Annotated in this window: 18 protein-coding genes and 1 pseudogene; 5 read left to right on the forward strand and 14 right to left on the reverse strand. The window is 72.0% G+C overall.

The window, feature by feature from the left end; translation table 11 throughout:
- Positions 1-106 precede the first annotated feature (106 nt).
- The gene (aceB, locus tag AMK27_RS02715) at positions 107-1,705 is read right to left on the reverse strand and encodes a malate synthase A (RefSeq protein ID WP_073902394.1); all 1,599 of its coding nucleotides are present in this window, start codon (positions 1,703-1,705) and stop codon (positions 107-109) included.
- Positions 1,706-1,805: 100 nt separating this feature from the next.
- Entirely contained in the window at positions 1,806-3,107 is a 1,302-nt protein-coding gene (gene aceA / locus AMK27_RS02720; protein ID WP_073903860.1) for an isocitrate lyase, read from the reverse strand.
- Positions 3,108-3,474: 367 nt separating this feature from the next.
- On the opposite strand from aceA, the gene AMK27_RS02725 reads away from it, so the two are divergent.
- Complete coding sequence (locus AMK27_RS02725) at positions 3,475-4,890, forward strand: short-chain fatty acyl-CoA regulator family protein (protein ID WP_073902395.1); 1,416 nt, start codon at positions 3,475-3,477, stop codon at positions 4,888-4,890.
- 10 nt (positions 4,891-4,900) lie between these two features.
- Here the strand turns inward: AMK27_RS02725 and AMK27_RS02730 are convergent, their stop codons facing one another.
- From AMK27_RS02730 to AMK27_RS02765, 8 genes are all read right to left on the reverse strand, one after another.
- Entirely contained in the window at positions 4,901-5,668 is a 768-nt protein-coding gene (locus AMK27_RS02730; RefSeq protein WP_073902396.1) for an alpha-ketoglutarate-dependent dioxygenase AlkB, read from the reverse strand.
- The gene (locus AMK27_RS02735) at positions 5,652-6,905 is read right to left on the reverse strand and encodes a hypothetical protein (protein WP_073902397.1); all 1,254 of its coding nucleotides are present in this window, start codon (positions 6,903-6,905) and stop codon (positions 5,652-5,654) included. The genes AMK27_RS02730 and AMK27_RS02735 overlap by 17 nt, the downstream gene beginning before the upstream one ends.
- 156 nt (positions 6,906-7,061) lie before the next feature.
- Complete coding sequence (locus AMK27_RS02740) at positions 7,062-7,655, reverse strand: snapalysin family zinc-dependent metalloprotease (protein WP_073902398.1); 594 nt, start codon at positions 7,653-7,655, stop codon at positions 7,062-7,064.
- Positions 7,656-7,927: 272 nt separating this feature from the next.
- Positions 7,928-8,296 (reverse strand): PRC-barrel domain-containing protein, encoded by a 369-nt coding sequence (locus tag AMK27_RS02745; protein ID WP_073902399.1) that lies wholly within the window; start codon positions 8,294-8,296, stop codon positions 7,928-7,930.
- A 225-nt stretch (positions 8,297-8,521) separates the two neighbouring features.
- Positions 8,522-9,346, reverse strand: coding sequence for a YhjD/YihY/BrkB family envelope integrity protein (locus AMK27_RS02750; protein ID WP_073902400.1), 825 nt, complete (start codon positions 9,344-9,346; stop codon positions 8,522-8,524).
- A gap of 57 nt (positions 9,347-9,403) precedes the next feature.
- Complete coding sequence (locus AMK27_RS42925) at positions 9,404-9,559, reverse strand: DUF6131 family protein (RefSeq protein WP_198955786.1); 156 nt, start codon at positions 9,557-9,559, stop codon at positions 9,404-9,406.
- Between the two features lie 228 nt (positions 9,560-9,787).
- Positions 9,788-9,943 carry a CsbD family protein gene (locus tag AMK27_RS02760; protein ID WP_382505626.1) on the reverse strand — a complete coding sequence of 52 codons (156 nt, stop codon included), beginning with the start codon at positions 9,941-9,943 and terminating at the stop codon, positions 9,788-9,790.
- Between the two features lie 59 nt (positions 9,944-10,002).
- Entirely contained in the window at positions 10,003-10,506 is a 504-nt protein-coding gene (locus AMK27_RS02765; protein ID WP_241847283.1) for a hypothetical protein, read from the reverse strand.
- Positions 10,507-10,707: 201 nt separating this feature from the next.
- On the opposite strand from AMK27_RS02765, the gene AMK27_RS02770 reads away from it, so the two are divergent.
- The gene (locus AMK27_RS02770; RefSeq protein WP_073902403.1) at positions 10,708-10,986 is read left to right on the forward strand and encodes a hypothetical protein; all 279 of its coding nucleotides are present in this window, start codon (positions 10,708-10,710) and stop codon (positions 10,984-10,986) included.
- A 16-nt stretch (positions 10,987-11,002) separates the two neighbouring features.
- On the opposite strand, the gene AMK27_RS02775 is transcribed toward AMK27_RS02770, so the two are convergent.
- Positions 11,003-12,889 carry a propionyl-CoA synthetase gene (locus AMK27_RS02775; RefSeq protein WP_073902404.1) on the reverse strand — a complete coding sequence of 629 codons (1,887 nt, stop codon included), beginning with the start codon at positions 12,887-12,889 and terminating at the stop codon, positions 11,003-11,005.
- A gap of 164 nt (positions 12,890-13,053) precedes the next feature.
- Complete coding sequence (locus AMK27_RS42595) at positions 13,054-13,221, reverse strand: hypothetical protein (protein WP_158076890.1); 168 nt, start codon at positions 13,219-13,221, stop codon at positions 13,054-13,056.
- Positions 13,222-13,227: 6 nt separating this feature from the next.
- Between AMK27_RS42595 and AMK27_RS02785 the strand changes: the two genes are divergently transcribed.
- Both AMK27_RS02785 and AMK27_RS02790 read left to right on the forward strand, forming a co-directional pair.
- Positions 13,228-13,929, forward strand: a complete 702-nt coding sequence (locus AMK27_RS02785; RefSeq protein WP_073902406.1) for a 2-phosphosulfolactate phosphatase — start codon at positions 13,228-13,230, stop codon at positions 13,927-13,929.
- Positions 13,930-14,096: 167 nt separating this feature from the next.
- Positions 14,097-14,300 carry a cold-shock protein gene (locus AMK27_RS02790; RefSeq protein WP_030213732.1) on the forward strand — a complete coding sequence of 68 codons (204 nt, stop codon included), beginning with the start codon at positions 14,097-14,099 and terminating at the stop codon, positions 14,298-14,300.
- 130 nt (positions 14,301-14,430) lie between these two features.
- On the opposite strand, the gene AMK27_RS02795 is transcribed toward AMK27_RS02790, so the two are convergent.
- A complete protein-coding gene (locus tag AMK27_RS02795) occupies positions 14,431-15,231 on the reverse strand; it encodes a sulfite exporter TauE/SafE family protein (protein WP_073902407.1) in 801 nt (266 codons plus the stop codon).
- A gap of 168 nt (positions 15,232-15,399) precedes the next feature.
- On the opposite strand from AMK27_RS02795, the pseudogene AMK27_RS02800 reads away from it, so the two are divergent.
- Positions 15,400-15,765 (forward strand): annotated as a pseudogene (locus tag AMK27_RS02800) (iron chaperone).
- A 3-nt stretch (positions 15,766-15,768) separates the two neighbouring features.
- Here AMK27_RS02800 and AMK27_RS02805 read toward each other — a convergent pair.
- A complete protein-coding gene (locus AMK27_RS02805) occupies positions 15,769-16,140 on the reverse strand; it encodes an ArsR/SmtB family transcription factor (protein WP_073902408.1) in 372 nt (123 codons plus the stop codon).
- Positions 16,141-16,197: the final 57 nt, after the last annotated feature.

The raw sequence follows: 16,197 nt of genomic DNA on the forward strand, positions 1-16,197 counted from the left end.
CCCGAGGCCTGCCGGTCCGAGGCGCCGGCGCCGACGGCGTCGTTCCCGATGCTCATGCCCGCGGCGCCGTTCCCGGCGCTCACGTCCGGGGTGCCGTGCCCGGCGCTCATGCCCGCCGCTCCGTGGCCGTGGTGCGCACGAGGTGGCGGGTGTACGCCTCCGGGGTGAAGAACTGCGGCAGCTCCGCCGCGAGCGCGGTCCTCTCGAACAGCTCGCGGACCTCGTCGAGCGCGGCCCACGGGTACTCCGCGCCGAGCCCGGCCAGCTCCTCGTCGAGCACCAGGAGCACGGATTCCCGGTCGATCACCCGGTGGCGCAGCCACTGCCAGATCTGGACGCGGGCGATCTCGGCCGTGGCCGCGTCCTCCATCAGCCCGCCGAGGGCGACGGCTCCCTGCCCGCGCAGCCACGCGTCGAAGTACCGCAGGGAGACCGCGATGTTGGTCCGCACGCCCTCCTCCGTCGGCGGACCGCTGATCCGGCGCACGGAGAGCAGGTCCGCAGCCGTGGTCTCCACGTCGTCCCGGGTCCGGCCGAGCTGCTCGGGCCGGTCGCCGAGTACGTCGTCGAAGGCCGCCCGGCAGACCGGGACGAGCCCCGGGTGCGCGACCCAGGAGCCGTCGAAGCCGTCCTCGGCCTCCCGCTCCTTGTCGAGCCGCACCGTGGCCAGGGCCGCCTCGTGGGCGGACGGGTCCCGGCTGGGCACCTGGGCGGCCATGCCGCCGATGGCGTGGGCGCCGCGCCGGTGGCAGGTGCGGACCAGGAGATCGGTGTAGGCGCGCAGGAACGGGGCGGTCATGGTGACCTTCGCCCGGTCGGGGAGCAGGAAGTCGGTCCGGTGGCCGAAGGTCTTGATCAGGCTGAACAGGTAGTCCCAGCGCCCGGCGTTGAGACCCGCGCTGTGCTCGCGGAGCTCGTGGAGGATCTCCTCCATCTGGAAGGCCGCGGTGATCGTCTCGATCAGGACGGTGGCGCGGACGGTGCCCCGGGGGATGCCGAGGAGTTCCTGGGCGAGGACGAACACGTCGTTCCAGAGCCGGGCCTCGTAGTGGTTCTCCAGCTTGGGGAGGTAGAAGTACGGGCCGTGTCCGGCGTCGATCTGCCGCTGCGCGCAGTGGAAGAAGTACAGGCCGAAGTCGACGAGCGACGCGGGGACGGGACGGCCGTCGAGCTCCAGGTGCTCCTCGTCGAGGTGCCAGCCGCGCGGCCGGACCATGATCGTGGCGAGGTCGTCCCCGAGGCGGTACTCCTTGCCCTCGGGCGTGGTGAAGTCGAGGCGCCGCTCGATCGCGTCGAGCAGGACCAGCTGCCCGCCGACGATGTTGTCCCAGGTGGGCGCGGTGGCGTCCTCGAAGTCCGCCATCCACACGCGGGCCCCGGAGTTGAGCGCGTTCACCGCCGTCCGGCGCTCGGGCGGGCCGGTGATCTCGACCCTGCGGTCGGTCAGGCCGGGGGCCGGCGGGGCGACCCGCCAGGTGCGGTCGGCGCGGACGGACGCGGTGGCGACCGGGAAGTCGAGCGGCGATCCGGTGGCGAGCCGGACGGCCTGCCGTCGCCGCTCCTTCAGGAGCCACTGGCGGCGCTCGCCGAAGGCGGCGGCGAGCCTGCCGACGAAGTCCAGGGCTGCGGGTGTGAGGATCTCTTCGTGGCGGTCGCGGGGGGCGGCCAGGACACGGACGGGACGGGTCGGGGCGGTGGTGGTCATCGGACTCTCCTGGACTGCGAGGGGGAACGGGGGCGGGCGGGGACGGCCGCCCGCCCCCGTTCCTCCGGACGCGCGGGCCGGTCGGGCGCCGACGGGCGGGCTAGTGGAACTGCTCCTCCTCGGTGGAGCCGGCGAGCGCGGTCGTCGAGGAGGCCGGGTTCACGGCGGTGGACACCAGGTCGAAGTAGCCGGTGCCGACCTCGCGCTGGTGCCTGACGGCGGTGAAGCCCTGCGCCTGCGCGGCGAACTCCCGCTCCTGGAGGTCGACGTAGGCCGTCATGCCGTGTTCGGCGTAGCCGCGGGCGAGGTCGAACATGCCGTGGTTGAGGGAGTGGAAGCCGGCCAGGGTGATGAACTGGAACTTGTAGCCCATGGCGCCGAGTTCGCGCTGGAACTTGGCGATCTGGTCGTCGTCGAGCGCCGCCTTCCAGTTGAAGGACGGCGAGCAGTTGTACGCGAGCATCCGGTCCGGGTAACGGGCGTGGACGGCCTCGGCGAACTCCCGGGCCTGCGCCAGGTCGGGGGTGCCGGTCTCGACCCAGATGAGGTCGGCGTACGGGGCGTAGGCGAGGCCGCGGGCGATGACGGGCGCCATGCCGTTCCGGACGCGGTAGAAGCCCTCGGCGGTGCGCTCGCCGGTCGTGAACCGGGCGTCGCGCTCGTCGACGTCGCTGGTGAGCAGGTTGGCCGCGAGGGCGTCGGTGCGGGCGATGACCAGGGTCGGGGTGTCGGCGATGTCCGCGGCGAGGCGGGCCGCGTTGAGGGTCCGGATGTGCTGCGCGGTGGGCACGAGGACCTTGCCGCCGAGGTGGCCGCACTTCTTCTCGGAGGCCAGCTGGTCCTCGTAGTGGATGCCGGCGGCGCCCGCCGCGATCATCGCCTTGGTCAGCTCGAAGGCGTTGAGCGGACCGCCGAAGCCGGCCTCGGCGTCGGCGACGATCGGCGCGAGCCAGTCCGTGGTGTCCGCTCCGCCCTCGGCGGTGGCGATCTGATCGGCGCGCAGCAGCGCGTTGTTGATCCGGCGGACCACCTGCGGAACGGAGTTGACGGGGTAGAGGCTCTGGTCGGGGTACGTGTGTCCGGCCTGGTTGGCGTCGGCGGCGACCTGCCAGCCCGACAGGTAGATCGCCTGGAGGCCGGCCCGGACCTGTTGCACGGCCTGCCCGCCGGTCAGCGCGCCGAGCGCGTGGACGTAGTCGAGTTCGTGCAGCTGACGCCACAGCCGCTCGGCGCCGCGCCGGGCCAGGGTGTGCTCCTCGCGGACGCTGCCCGAGAGGCGTACGACGTCCTCCGCGGTGTACGTGCGCTCGATCCCGGCCCAGCGGGGGTCCGTCGCCCAGCGCGCGGCCAGCTGCTCCGCGGCGGCCGTCGTCGTCGCTGCCGTCGTGTTCGTGTCTGCCATGACCGTCACCGTCTCCATGAGTCGTTCGAGCGGGCCGTGCACATCAAAGGGTGCAAAGACCTGGCACTCTGTGCCGTCATTCAGGGTGCGGCCCGCCGTCCTGCGTGGAACGAACTGAGCAATCGTGCCGAATCACCGACGGATACCTGCCGGGATCACCGACGTCAGGGCGTGAGTCGTGCCCGGTGGTACCGCCTGCGCCGACGGGATCGGCGGGCCGCAGGACGACTCTCCCAATGACACTCGGTGCCATCAAGGGGGGACGTCTGCCAACTTCTGCGCATCTTCCGGCGTCGATCTGCCAAGTCTGCGAAGGGTGCCCCGCAGGGATTCCGGCGTAGTGTGAGGCGGGAACCGAGGGGGTCGGGTGAGCAAGACGTATGCGGGTGCGCGGCTGCGGAGGCTGCGTGAGGAGCGGCGGATGAGCCAGGCGGAACTGGCCCGCGTCCTGGCCATCTCGCCCAGCTATCTGAACCAGATGGAGCACGACTCGCGCCCGCTGACCGTGCCGGTCCTGCTGCGGCTGACCGAGGCCTTCGGTGTCGATCCCGGCTTCTTCTCGGAGCGCGACACCAGCCGCCTGGTCGCGGACCTGCGCGAGGCGCTGGCCGGCGAGGTCGCCGAGGCCCGCGTCTCGGCCACCGACCTGGCCGAGCTCGCCTCCCGCATGCCGGCCGTCGCCCAGGTCCTGCTCGATCTCGGCCGCCGCGGGCAGCGGCTCGCCGAGGGCCTGGCCGGGGTGGCGGACGGCCGGGACGGGGACCGGGGCGGTCCCCTCTCGCCGCACGAGGAGATCCGCGAGTTCTTCTACCGCCGCCGGAACTACCTCCACGAGATGGACCTCGCCGCCGAGGAACTGGCCCTCGGCATCGGCATCCGGCCCGGAGCGGTCGTCCACGCCCTCTCCACCCGGCTCGCGGACCGGCACGGCGTACGGGTGGCCGGGGATTCCGCGGCCGGATCCGAGCGGCTCCACCACTACGACGGAACCGGGCGCGTGCTCCACCTCTCCGCCCGGCTGCGGCCCGGCCAGCAGGCCTTCCGGATGGCCACACAGCTGGCGCTCCTGGAGTACGGGGACGAACTCGACCGGCTGGCCGCCGAGGACTTCCCGGTCGGTTCCACCCCGCACGGCCTGGCCCGGATCGGCATCGCCAACTACTTCGCCGCCGCGCTGATCCTCCCGTACCGCGCCTTCCACACGGCGGCGGAGGAGTTCCGCTACGACATCGAACGGCTCATCGACCACGTCGGTCTGGGCTACGAGACGGTCTGCCACCGGCTGAGCACCCTCCAACGCCCCAGGCTGCGCGGGGTCCCCTTCTCCTTCGTCCGCGTCGACCGGGCGGGGAACATGTCCAAGCGGCAGTCCGCGACCGGATTCCACTTCTCCCGCGTCGGCGGCACCTGCCCGCTGTGGAACGTGTACGAGGCCTTCGCGTCGCCCGGCCGGATCCACGTCCAGGTCGCCGCCATGCCCGACGGGCAGCGCTACCTGTGGACGGCCCGAGCGGTCACCCGGCACCGGGGCGGCTGGGGCGAGCCCGGCAAGACCTTCGCGATCGGCCTCGGCTGCGAGATCCGGCACGCCTCCCGGCTGGTCTACTCGGACGGTATCGACCTCGACAACGCCGGGGCGGCCACCCCGATCGGCATGGGGTGCCGGCTCTGCGAGCGCCTCGACTGCCCGCAGCGCGCGGTCCCGCCCCTGGGCCGGCCGCTCGCCGTGGACGAGAACACCAGCACGTTCGTGCCGTACCGGGTCGCCGACGACCGGGCGTGAGGCCCCGGCTTCAGACGGGCGGCACGAGATCGCTCTCGCTGACCGTGTACGTCAGCGGGGGGTACACGAAGTCCCGTTCGTCGTTCTCGCGGCGCCTCAGCCGGTAGAACTCGCGCCGCTGCTCCTCGTCGGCCGCCACGAGGCGTTCGCCCCAAGGGAGTCGGGCCTGTCCGTCGCGAAACCGCAGCAGGGTCCTCGAGGTGCGGAAGGTCACGCCCAACCACTCGTTGTCCGCCGCCGGGACGGGCTTCTCCAGCACGATCCTGTGCCGCAGCCGCCGGTTCGCCTCGACGGAGAACACGACGACGCTGTGGTGGGCGAGCGGGACCTCGAACGTCTCGCCCGCGGTCCCCTTCGAGGCGAAGAGCAGCTTCCGCGGCGGGCCCGCTTCGGGGTGCCGGTAGCAGGAGAAGACCGCGATGAACGAGTCGTCGGCCAGATCGAGGGCCTGGTCGGAATGGGCGCCCATGGTGGTGTAGGCGTTCGTGTACGTCTCGAGGAGGGCGTTGTTGAAGCCGACGGGGAGCGCCGCACGCTCCTGGATCTGCCGCGCCAGTCGTTCGTGCACCGCCCGGAAGCGCTGCGTCGGGCTGCCGTAGCGCGTCGTCGTCCGTACGAGCGGCACACCGTCCGCCTCGTCGGCCCGGGTGAGCGTGGCGCCCCGGCGGCCCTTCCCCACGTCCTCCAGGGAGGCCGACGCGGACAGCTCGGCGAACAGGTCGCCGCCGGGAACGGCGTAGGTGCGGATCTCGTCCGAAAGCCTAGGCGCGGGGGGCACGATAGTCTCCCGTGTTCATGCTGAAGAGGAACCTGTCGCCGTAGTCGACGAAGGACGAGGTGCTGTTCTCCTCGGCGTACAGTCTCCGCAGCTCGTTCATGCCGTCCTCCGTCGGAGGCTCCATCGGCACCAGGTCTCCGCCCGCCGCGAGGAACGTGTGCCCGTTCCGGTGGACGGCTTCGGTGCTCGAACAGCGCACCACGTATCCCAGCCGCGTCGGGAGCAGCTCGGCGTCCAGCGACGAGGGCCGGATCTCGTGCGTGTAGTAGCGGTTGGTGGACAGCGGCATGAAGAAGACGGAGCCGGGGTACAGCGTGACGGTGAACCGGGACGGGAGCGCCGACGCGGCCCCGTCGTGCTCCGAGGCCGGCTCCTTGAGGCGGAAGCGGAGCCGGGTGAGTCCGCTGACGCCCTTCACGCCGTGGTCGAAGGGGTCGTCGGCCAGCGGGTGCAGCCTGTCGAGACCGTCGTAGAACGTGCAGAAGGCCATGACGCCGTTGACGGGCATGTCCTTGGTCTTGTCGGCGTGGGCCGAGATCCTGGCCTTGGACTGCCTGCGCTCCGCCGTGGCACCGGTGTTGTGGTAGATCTGGGCGAGGACGTGATTGAGCGGTGCCTGGTTCCGGAAGACGGCGGAGGCCTCGCGGTTCAGCTCCTCGACGATGTCCGTGTCCGTCGGGCGGAAGGTCTCGGTCGGCCCCGAGAAGTTCGTGGAGCACCGGAGCAGGCGGAAACGCAGGGCGTCGCCGTCCCGGGTGACGGGGGTCAGATAGATCCCGCTGCGATGCGCCGTTCCGGGCTTGGTGGACTCCGTCAGGGACTGGAAGGCGTGCTCCGCGCCGATCCGTCCGAAGTGATCGGCGTCGGGCTCGAAGAAGCGGCGGTAGTACACGCCGGCGCCGTGCACGCGGACGGGCACACGGCCGAGGCCGATGACCGTGCACGGTGCGTCGACGTTCCCGTGGTCTCCGTGCGCGAGCTCCCGGATGAGGAACACCCGTGCCGCCGAACGAAGTTGACCGCTGGTCGCCGAATCGATCCCTGACAGGTCGCCGCACAGGTAGACGCTCTTCCCCGCGAGGGCCTGCGGAGCGGAGGCCAGGGCCTCCGGTGTGATCGTGGATCCGAAGAAGTCCCTGACCAGGGGATGGTCCCGCAGGGTGGAAGGGGCGACGAGGATGTTGCCCGCATCCGCGATGCGGGCCTCCGCCGCTGTCGGATCTGCCGTGTACGTCACACCGTGCCCGCCGTTCGAACGCTGCCGTCAACCTCCGGACGGTACTGCGTCGTCCGCGGCGATCACAACGCGGTTCCGCGGTGCGGCGACGGCGGGGCCCCCGATCGTGCACTGCTGTCGGGCGCCCCGCCGTCGCCGTTCGGGGGAGAGCGGACCTTACGGGGCGTCCACCAGGACGCGGCCGTCGGTGGCGACGAGCGAGGCGGCACCGGCGGCGTAGGCGGACTCCACCCGGGCCTGTTCGGCCGCGTTGGGGATCGCGTTCACGCACGCCGTACCCGCGCTCGACCCCGACATCAGCTGCGAGCACGGTCCGGGCTTCGTGTCGGGGAGGCCCAGGCTGTGGCCGAGTTCATGGGCGGCGATACGGGTCTTGTCGTAGCCCTGGCTCACGGCCTGGCTCCCGAGTTCGACCCGGACCTGTCGGCCGGGGCGGACGGGCCCGAGCGTGGCCTGGGGCCAGCCGGTGGTCGCCACGATCACGATCTCCGCCCGGGTGCCCGGCGCTGCCTCGACCAGCTTGACGTTGTCGACGTTCGCGTTCCACGAGGCGACGCCGGCGGCGATGGCCGCCTCCCAGCCTCCGGCCCGGCTGTCGTCGTAGCGAAGTGTCACCACGGCCGCCGCGCTCGCCGTGGCCGACGGCTCCGCCGCGGGCGTGGGTGCGGCGTTCGCCGTCGTGGCCGTTGCCGTGGCGAGGACGATCGTGAAGCCGACGGTGGCCGTCCTCAGCCATGTGTAGAGCGACATGCTGCTCCTTCACTCGTGGGGGGACTCGGAACCCGGCGGAACCGAGAGTGCGGGAGGAGCGGCGCTGGTGCGGGTCGGCCTGGGTAGGGCCGGACCGCCGATCCTCCGGGGCCCTCCGACGGTATGCGCAGACGACCAGATAAGTCATGCACCTGACAGGCCAACTTCTGTCAACCTGTCAGTCTCAAAGGTGAGTTGAGATTCCAGGGTGCACGCGCGGACGACGGAGGGCCCGAACTCGTCGAGTTCGGGCCCTCCGTCGCGCGGGGGTGTCAGACCAGGCGGTTGCCGAAGGGGCCGCCCAGCAAGTAGTACGCGCCCAGCTCCTGGCGGTAGGCGGGGTCGTCCAGGTGCGTGTCGCGGTGGAACTCGGGAGCGTCCTTGATCTGCTCCTTGGTCCCGTCGACGAAGACCTTCCGCTCCTCCAGGTCGACGCGGACGACGGTGCCGGCCGGCAGCAGGACTTCCTTGCCGAAGATCCAGGGGCCGGTGTCCACGACCAGATAGGCGTCATCGACCTCGTCGGAGTGCTTGTCGACCTTCCCGATACTGCCGTTGGTCGCCTCGACCTTGTAGCCGGTCAGATCGGTCCCGGCCAGGTGGCCAGCGGTCGACTTGTAGCTCCAGATGTGCTCGGTCACGCGAAAACAACTCCTCCGGTAGGCAGAGGACGGCGTGCGATTCCCCGCCGTACTCCCTTTCCGTGCTTCGTGCTTCGTGCTTCGTGCTCTGCGCGATGTGCTTTGCGCTCCGTGCTCCACGCGCTGCGCTTCGTACGTCGTTCCTTCGTGCGTGGCGGGTTGCGTACCCGTCCGTACTCCGCCTGCCCCGGCCCCGGCCACCCATGCCCCCGATCACCCACGGGGTCACTTCCGCCGGTTCGTCCTCCGTGCCACCCGGGGCAGCTCGTCGTCGAACAGCCGGCCCGCCAGCGCGCCGCCGAACACCACCACGCCCACCGCGACGAGCCAGGTCTCGATCACCAGGAACGCGCCGAACGGCCCGTAGCTGACGGCGCTCGACGCGATCAGAGGGGAGAAGACGAGATGGGAGAACACCCTCAGCCCCAGCAGTCCGAGCACGGTGGCCACCGCACCGGGCAGCAGCGCCGTCCACCCGACCCTGCCCCCGAGCAGCAGGCGCTGCGACCACCAGAAGAACAGGATGCCGCTGAGCAGGGAGACTGCGCCGCCGGTCGGGCCCCGGCGCCAGAAGGCGGCGACGGCGAGCAGATACAGGACCCCCAGGAGGACGGCCAGCCACAGCACATGCCGCCATCTGGCCCGCCAGCGCGCCGGGGGCAGGTCCCAGACCTTCTCGTAGCCGCTCTGCACCACGGTGCCGAACGAGAGGCCGAACACCGCGAGCAGAGTGAGACCGAACGCCGTCGTGGTCCGGCGCACCTGACCGGGGAGCGCGAACAGCCGCTCGATCTCCATCCTGGCGGGCTCCGAGACCCCGAGCGCGTCACCGAGCCACTGCGCGAATCCCTTGCCGCTGCCCGCCCCGGCCGCGGACACGACGATCAACAGCGGGATCAGGGTGAGGAACCCCAGCGCCGCGAACCCCAGCGCACGCTGCCACAGGTCGAGTTCGCTGACCGGACCCCACCGGTGCCCGGCGCGCACGCGGCGGATCCCGCTTCGTATCCGCTCGAACGCAGAACGGCGCCCGGCGGGACGGCCGTTCATCAGCTGTCCCGCGCGCGAGCCGTTCCCGGCACCATCAGTCTGCGGGCGGGATCGGCGTCACCAGTAGTGGCGCCGGCCTCCCACCGCGTGGCCGGCGGCTCCGAGGACCCACAGGACGGCGCCGATGAGAAGCAGGACGAGCCCGATGGTCCACAGGATGGAGATTCCGGTGACGAAACCTATGACGAGCAGAATGACTCCGACAAGGATCATGATGTGCCTCGCTCTCTGGAGGTGAGCCATGTGCGTGACGCTCTGGAAGTGGGCCGTGTGTGACGCTCCGGGGGCGGCGCCTGCCCGGGCCCCTCTGCCGATGCGCGGGCCGAGGGCGGGCCGGGGACCGGGGGCCTTGTCCGAACCCGCCCTGTACCGCGGTTGGCGCGGCACCGCCCGTGCTCCGCACTGCCGGTGTCCCGCACCGCGGGTGGTCGAACGGCGGTGCTAGTCCTTCGTCGTGTCCTTGATCTTCTCCTTGGCCTGCCGAGCGTCCCCCTTCATCTGCTCGGCGCGGCCCTTCGCCGTGAGGCGCTCGTTCCCGACGGCCCGGCCGGCCGCTTCCTGGACCTTGCCCTTGGCCTGTTCCTTCTTGGCCTTCATCTTCTCCTCGCCCGACACGGTCGTGCTCCTCTCCTGCGCGGTCCTCTGATGTATCGCGGCTAGCCGTTTTCCTGCCCCGTAAACGTCGGCCCGCCCGGGTCCCCGTGACCGGGGCCTCCGGAGCCGTCCTGGTCGCCGTCGGAGAGGAGTGCGCCGAAGAGGGCCCTGTAGTGGGCCATCGCCGCGTCCAGCTGCTCGGTGGTGGCCCGGTGCGCGGCGGCCAGCAGGCCGATCTCGTGGGCCTCCCGGTAGTGCTCCAGGGCGCGGCCGTGCTCCACGGGCAGATCGCGGGTCCGCTGCTCGAAATCCTCCGTGGGGAAGCCGCGCTCCCGCATGAGGACGCTCACCAGCCGGTCCGCGTCGTGGACCGCCGCCTCCGGCCGGTCGGCGAACTGCGCCCGCACGCCCTGCCACTCCCGGACATAGCGCTCCCGCACGTGCTCCGGCAGGGGGCGGGAGTCGACGGCGTCGTGCTGTTCCTCCGGCCCGCGGCGCTCGCTCGACCGGTGCCGGCGCCGACGGACCAGCGCGGACGCCGACGCGATCAGGACGATCAGCACCACGGCCGAGATAAACCACGGGCGTACACCCGGGTCCCGACGTACGCCGAAACCGCGGGAGCACGTCAGGACCCGGGCGGCGGCCCGCCCCCGGGCGTCCCGCGCGCCGCTTCGCACAGGTTGTCGGATACTGGTTCCGACCACCCCTCCCTCGCCCGCAGCGGGCCGGGGCAGCGGGTGGACCGACGTGTGGCAGGAGGGTTCATGCTCATCAGCCATGTCTTCGAGGATCGCGTCCTGCACGTGACTCTCCTGCGCGACCTCGATGTCACCGGCCGTGCGGCCGTCGCCCTGCACATCGAGACACTCCTTGCCGCCCATGGCCCACGGCATGTCCGGATACAGCTGCCCACGTCCGACCCCTCCCCGGCCTCACTCAGCGTGCTCGCCCGCGCCCGCCGCCTCTGCGAGGGCCTGGGGACACCGCTGACGGTCGTCGGACCCATCCGCGTGGCCCCGCACGCGCGGCCCGCGGCGGCCTAGCCCCACCGAGCCCCGCTCACGAGGTGCGGTCGCCCGGACCGCCGCGGCGCAGCGCGTCGATGACGCTCGCGTCGTCGACAGTGGACGGCACGGGCTCGTCGAGGCCGTCGGCGATGCCGCGCATCGTCTTGCGGAGGATCTTTCCCGAGCGGGTCTTGGGCAGGGCGGCCACGACCGCCACGTCCTTGAGGGAGGCGACGGCGCCGATCCGTTCGCGCACCAGCCGGACGAGTTCGGCCTCCACCTCGCCCGGCTCGCGGGCGGTGCCGGCCTTCAGGACGACGAAGCCCCGCGGCACCTGCCCCTTGAGGGCGTCGGCGACGCCGATGACCGCGCACTCGGCCACGTCGGGATGGGCGGCCAGGGCCTCCTCCATGCTGCCCGTGGACAGCCGGTGGCCCGCGACGTTGATGACGTCGTCGGTGCGGCCCATCACGAAGACGTACCCGTCGTCGTCGATGTGCCCGCTGTCGCCCGTGAGGTAGTAGCCGTCGTAGGCGGACAGGTAGGAGGAGAGGTAGCGCTCGTCGTCCTTCCAGAGGGTGGTGAGCGCTCCGGGCGGCAGCGGCAGCCTGACCACGATCGCGCCGTCGACGCCCGCGGGCACCGGCTTCCCCGCGGCGTCGAGGACGCGGACGTCCCAGCCGGGCAGCGGGCGGGTGGGGGAGCCGGGTTTGACGGGGGCGGCCTCGATGCCGACCGGGTTGGCGACGATGGGCCAGCCCGTCTCGGTCTGCCACCAGTGGTCGATCACCGGGACGTCCAGGAGGGCGCTCGCCCAGCGGTAGGTCTCGGGGTCGAGGCGCTCGCCGGCGAGGAACAGGTAGCGCAGGCGGGAGAGGTCGTGGTCGGCGGCACGTGCTCCCTCCGGGTCCTCCTTGCGGATCGCCCGGAAGGCCGTGGGCGCCGTGAACATGGTCTTGACGCCGTAGTCGGCCGCCACGCGCCAGAACTGCCCCGCGTCCGGTGTGCCGACCGGCTTGCCCTCGTACAGGACGGTCGTGGCGCCGGCCAGCAGCGGCCCGTAGACGATGTACGAATGACCGACGACCCAGCCGACATCGGATCCGGTGAACATCGTCTCGCCGGGTCCGATGTCGTACACGGCGCCCATCGACCAGTGCAGGGCGACCGCGTAACCGCCGCAGTCACGCACCACTCCCTTGGGCTTCCCGGTCGTCCCGGAGGTGTAGAGGATGTACAGGGGATCGTTCGCCGACATGGGAACGCATGCGGCCGGCGGTGCGGCGGCCACCAGGTCGGCCCAGTCGAGGTCGTCGGGTCCCAACTCGGCCGGGGTCTGCGGACGTTGCAGGATCACGCTCTTCTCGGGCTTGTGGGAGGCGAGTTCGACGGCCCGGTCGAGCAGTGGCTTGTACGGGATGACCCGCTTGCCCTCGATGCCGCAGGAGGCGGAGACGACCACCTTGGGCGTGGCGTCGTCGATGCGGAGCGCCAGCTCGCGCGGGGCGAACCCGCCGAAGACGACCGAGTGGACCGCGCCGATCCGGGCGCAGGCCAGCATCGCGACGGCCGCCTCGGGAACCATCGGCAGGTAGATCACGACCCGGTCGCCGCGTCCCACGCCGAGCTGGGCGAGCGCCCCGGCGAAGGCCGCCACCTCGTCCCTCAGCCGCGCGTAGCTGTACGTGCGCAGGGTGCCGGTGACGGGGGAGTCGTGGACGAGCGCGGGCTGGTCGCCGCGGCCGGCTTCGACGTGCCGGTCGAGCGCGTTGAAGCAGACGTTGAGCCGTCCGTCGGGAAACCAGCGGTGGAAGGGGGCGCCCGAGGAGTCCAAGGCCCGTCGCGGGGCGACGTCCCAGTCGATGCCCTCGGCGGCGCCGAGCCAGAAGGCCTCGGGGTCGTCCATGCTGGCGCGGAAGACATCCTCGTACATTCCCATCGCGGACTCCTCTTGTCGCGTCGGGGTTCCAACGCCGTGGGGTCGGGCTGCGGTTGCGGCCTCCGTGAAGGCCGGGCGGTGCGGTGATCGGCGGGGCGTGGCGGACCACGCACACCGTATGTCCGCGGTCCGCGGTCTGCGACCGTGACCGACCGGGCGGCGAGTCACGGCCTCCCGAAGCCGAAGCCGAAGCCGAAGCCGAAGCCGAAGCCGAAGCCGAAGCCGAAGCCGAAGCCGAAGCCGAAGAGGGCCGGCGGGCCGCCGGGCCGGCGAGCGGGACGACGTGATGCGTGCCACTGTCGGGTCACTCCGGGCCGGACATGATCGATCATGACGGGATGGACGCTCGTTTCCTTGGTATCGCGGAGATAGCCGAACCCCCGTCCGTGGCGGTCGTGATCGACGTCATGCGGGCCTACACGGTCGCCGCCTGGGCCTTCGCCCGCGGCGCGGAGAAGATCGTTCTCGCCGAGTCGCAGGACGACGCCCTGGCGCTGAAGGCCCGTCACCCGGACTGGGTGGCACTCAAGGACGGCGCTCCCGCGCCCGGCTTCGACGCCGTCAACTCGCCGGGGCTGCTGCGGTCCGTGGACCTGGGCGGACGGACCGTCGTGCAGAAGACCACGGCCGGGACGGTCGGCGCCCTCGCGGTCAAGGACGCGTCGCTCGTGCTGTGCGCCGGCTTCGTGGTGGCCGAGGCGACGGCCCGGACGCTGCGGGCGCGCGGCTGCGACGACGTCACGTTCGTGGTCACGGGCGAGGACGGTCGGGCCGACGAGGACCTGGCGTGCGCGCAGTACATCGCCCGGAGGGCGACCGGGACGGCGACGGACGCGGCCGCGTTCCTCCGCCGCGGCGCCGCGTCGCGCGCCGCCGCCGAACTGACGGAGGGTGTGCGCGAGGGGGCGCACCCGGACGACGTCGCCCTCTGCCTCGAACTGGACCGTTTCCCCTTCGCCATGGTGGCGGCCACGGAGGACGGGCTCATGGTCCTCCGCTCCCACGGGGTGCCCGCGCCCGGGGAAACGGCCGCGGTCTGACCGCCGGAGAGACCCCGGGCGACCGGAAGATCATCACATCGGAGTAACAAGATCGGATCAGTGGGTGTAGGTGGGGGTGTGTCGGGGGAAGACCTGTGTGGCACCCGTGGAAGGGCGTCGCGACGGCCCCACCCCGGACCGTCGCCGGACTGACCAGAAGGACGAGCATGGCCAGCGGCACCGTGAAGTGGTTCAACTCCGAGAAGGGCTTCGGCTTCATCGCCCAGGACGGCGGCGGACCGGACGTCTTCGCCCACTACTCCAACATCTCGGGCAACGGATACCGCGAGCTGACCGAGGGCGAGGCCGTGACGTTCGACATCACCCAGGGCCAGAAGGGTCCGCAGGCGGAGAACATCGTCCGGGGCTGAGCTCCGGGGCCCGCTGCGGCGGGCTTGTCTCCCTCCTGACGGCGACCCGCTGTCGACGGCGCCCGCACCTCGTGCGGGCGCCGTCGAGGTGTCGTGGCCTTCCCGGGTGCGGGCCCGCCGGCCGGCACCCTCAGAGGGATCCGACGGCCCGCGCGGCGTAGAAGACGCCGATCGCGGCCGCGAGTGCGCCGAGCAGCAGGCGCAGCGCCCTCTCGGGCAGCCGGGGCTGGAGGCGGGCGCCGAGGTAGCCGCCGGCCAGCCCGCCGAGCCCGCACGCCAGACCGAGCCACCAGTCGGGGGCGATGTCGCCGGAACCGGCCAGGGACAGCAGAACGAAGGCGGCCGCACCGACGAGGGAGGTCGCGAACGTGGCGGCGAGCGCGGCCGGTGCCACCCGGCTCATGGGCATGCCCCGGGCGGCCAGGATCGGCCCGAGCAGCGAGCCGCCGCCGATGCCGTAGATCCCGCCGAACACCCCCACCGCCACGGCCAGTGCGGTGAGCACCGCCGGGCGCGGTTCCCCCGGTGGGGCGGCAGAGGCCCGGGTACGGCGCGCGGGGGCGAGCGTGCGGGCGCACAGCCAGAGTCCGAGCGGCAGCAGGAGCACCGCGACCAGCACCTGGAAGACCTCCGGGCCCGGGAGGGCGTGGACGCGGATCACGGCACCGAGGACGACGCCCGGCAGGGTTCCAGCGATCAGACGCCGGGTCAGAGGGCCCCGCAGCGTGCCGTCGCGGCGGTAGCGCCACAGGGCGCCGGGTCCGGCCACCACGTTGTACAGGAGGTTGGTCGGAGTGACCGCGGGGTTCGGAACGCCGAAGACGCTCAGATGGACCGGAAGCAGGAACACCGCCCCGGACACGCCGACCGGCGCGGTCACCACCGCGATCAGCAGCCCGGCGACCAGGCCCGCCCCCACCGTCCAGTCCACCCGGCTCCCCGTTCCGCCTCCGCCGCCGCCCGGACAGTACCGGGCCGTGTCCGCGGGCGGTCGTCCAGGGGCCCGGCGGTAACGTGATGTTCATACGTCGACGCACGGCGCACCCGGTGCCCTGCCCGCGGGCGGGCCGCGGAGAGGGCCGGTCGGTAGGCTCGCCGTATGGTCCAGAGCAACGCTGAAGACGTCGACGGATACCTGGCCGAGGTGCCCGCGCCCCGGCAGGAGGCGCTGCGGCGGCTGCGGGAGCTGTGCCGGGAGGAACTGGCCGGCTTCACGGAGTCGATGGCGTACGGCATGCCGGTCTACGAGCGGGACGGCAGCGCCGAGATCGCCTTCGCCGGCCAGAAGCAGTACATCTCCTTCTAGCTGATGCGCGGCGACGTCCGTGAGGCCTTCGCGGAGCGGCTCGCGGGGGAGGACATGGGCAAGGGCTGCCTGCGGTTCAGGAAGCCCGAGCGGATCGACTTCGCTCTGGTCTGCGACCTCCTGAGGGCCACCGCGGTCCGCCCCGGCACGGTCTGCTGACCCTCAGCGCGTCGCCGCGGCCGCGTCGGTCACGCCGAGGCGGAGGTGCTCCACGTGGTAGAGCGCCTGGTCGAGGAGGCCCGCGACGTGGTCGTCGTGCAGCGCGTAGACGACGGAGCGGCCCTCGCGGGTGCCGGTGACGAGGCCGAGGTTGCGCAGCAGGCGCAACTGGTGGGAGCAGGCGGACTGCTCCATGCCCGCGGCCGCCGCCAGTTCGGTCGCCGCGCACGGTCCTTCGCGCAGCCGGGCCAGGATCAGCAGCCGCGACGGGGTCGACAGCGCCTGGAGCGTGGTGGCGACCTGCTGGGCGTTCTCGGGGGTCAGACGGGTGCGCGGTGCCGCGCTGCTGTCCGGTGCGTTCACTCCGTGGCCCATGGGTGCCATCCTACGGAAGCCCATACATGAATGGATGTTCAAGTATTCCTGTATGGT

The organism is Streptomyces sp. CB02009 (genome assembly GCF_001905825.1).
In the GTDB taxonomy this organism is placed as follows: Bacteria; Actinomycetota; Actinomycetes; order Streptomycetales; family Streptomycetaceae; genus Streptomyces.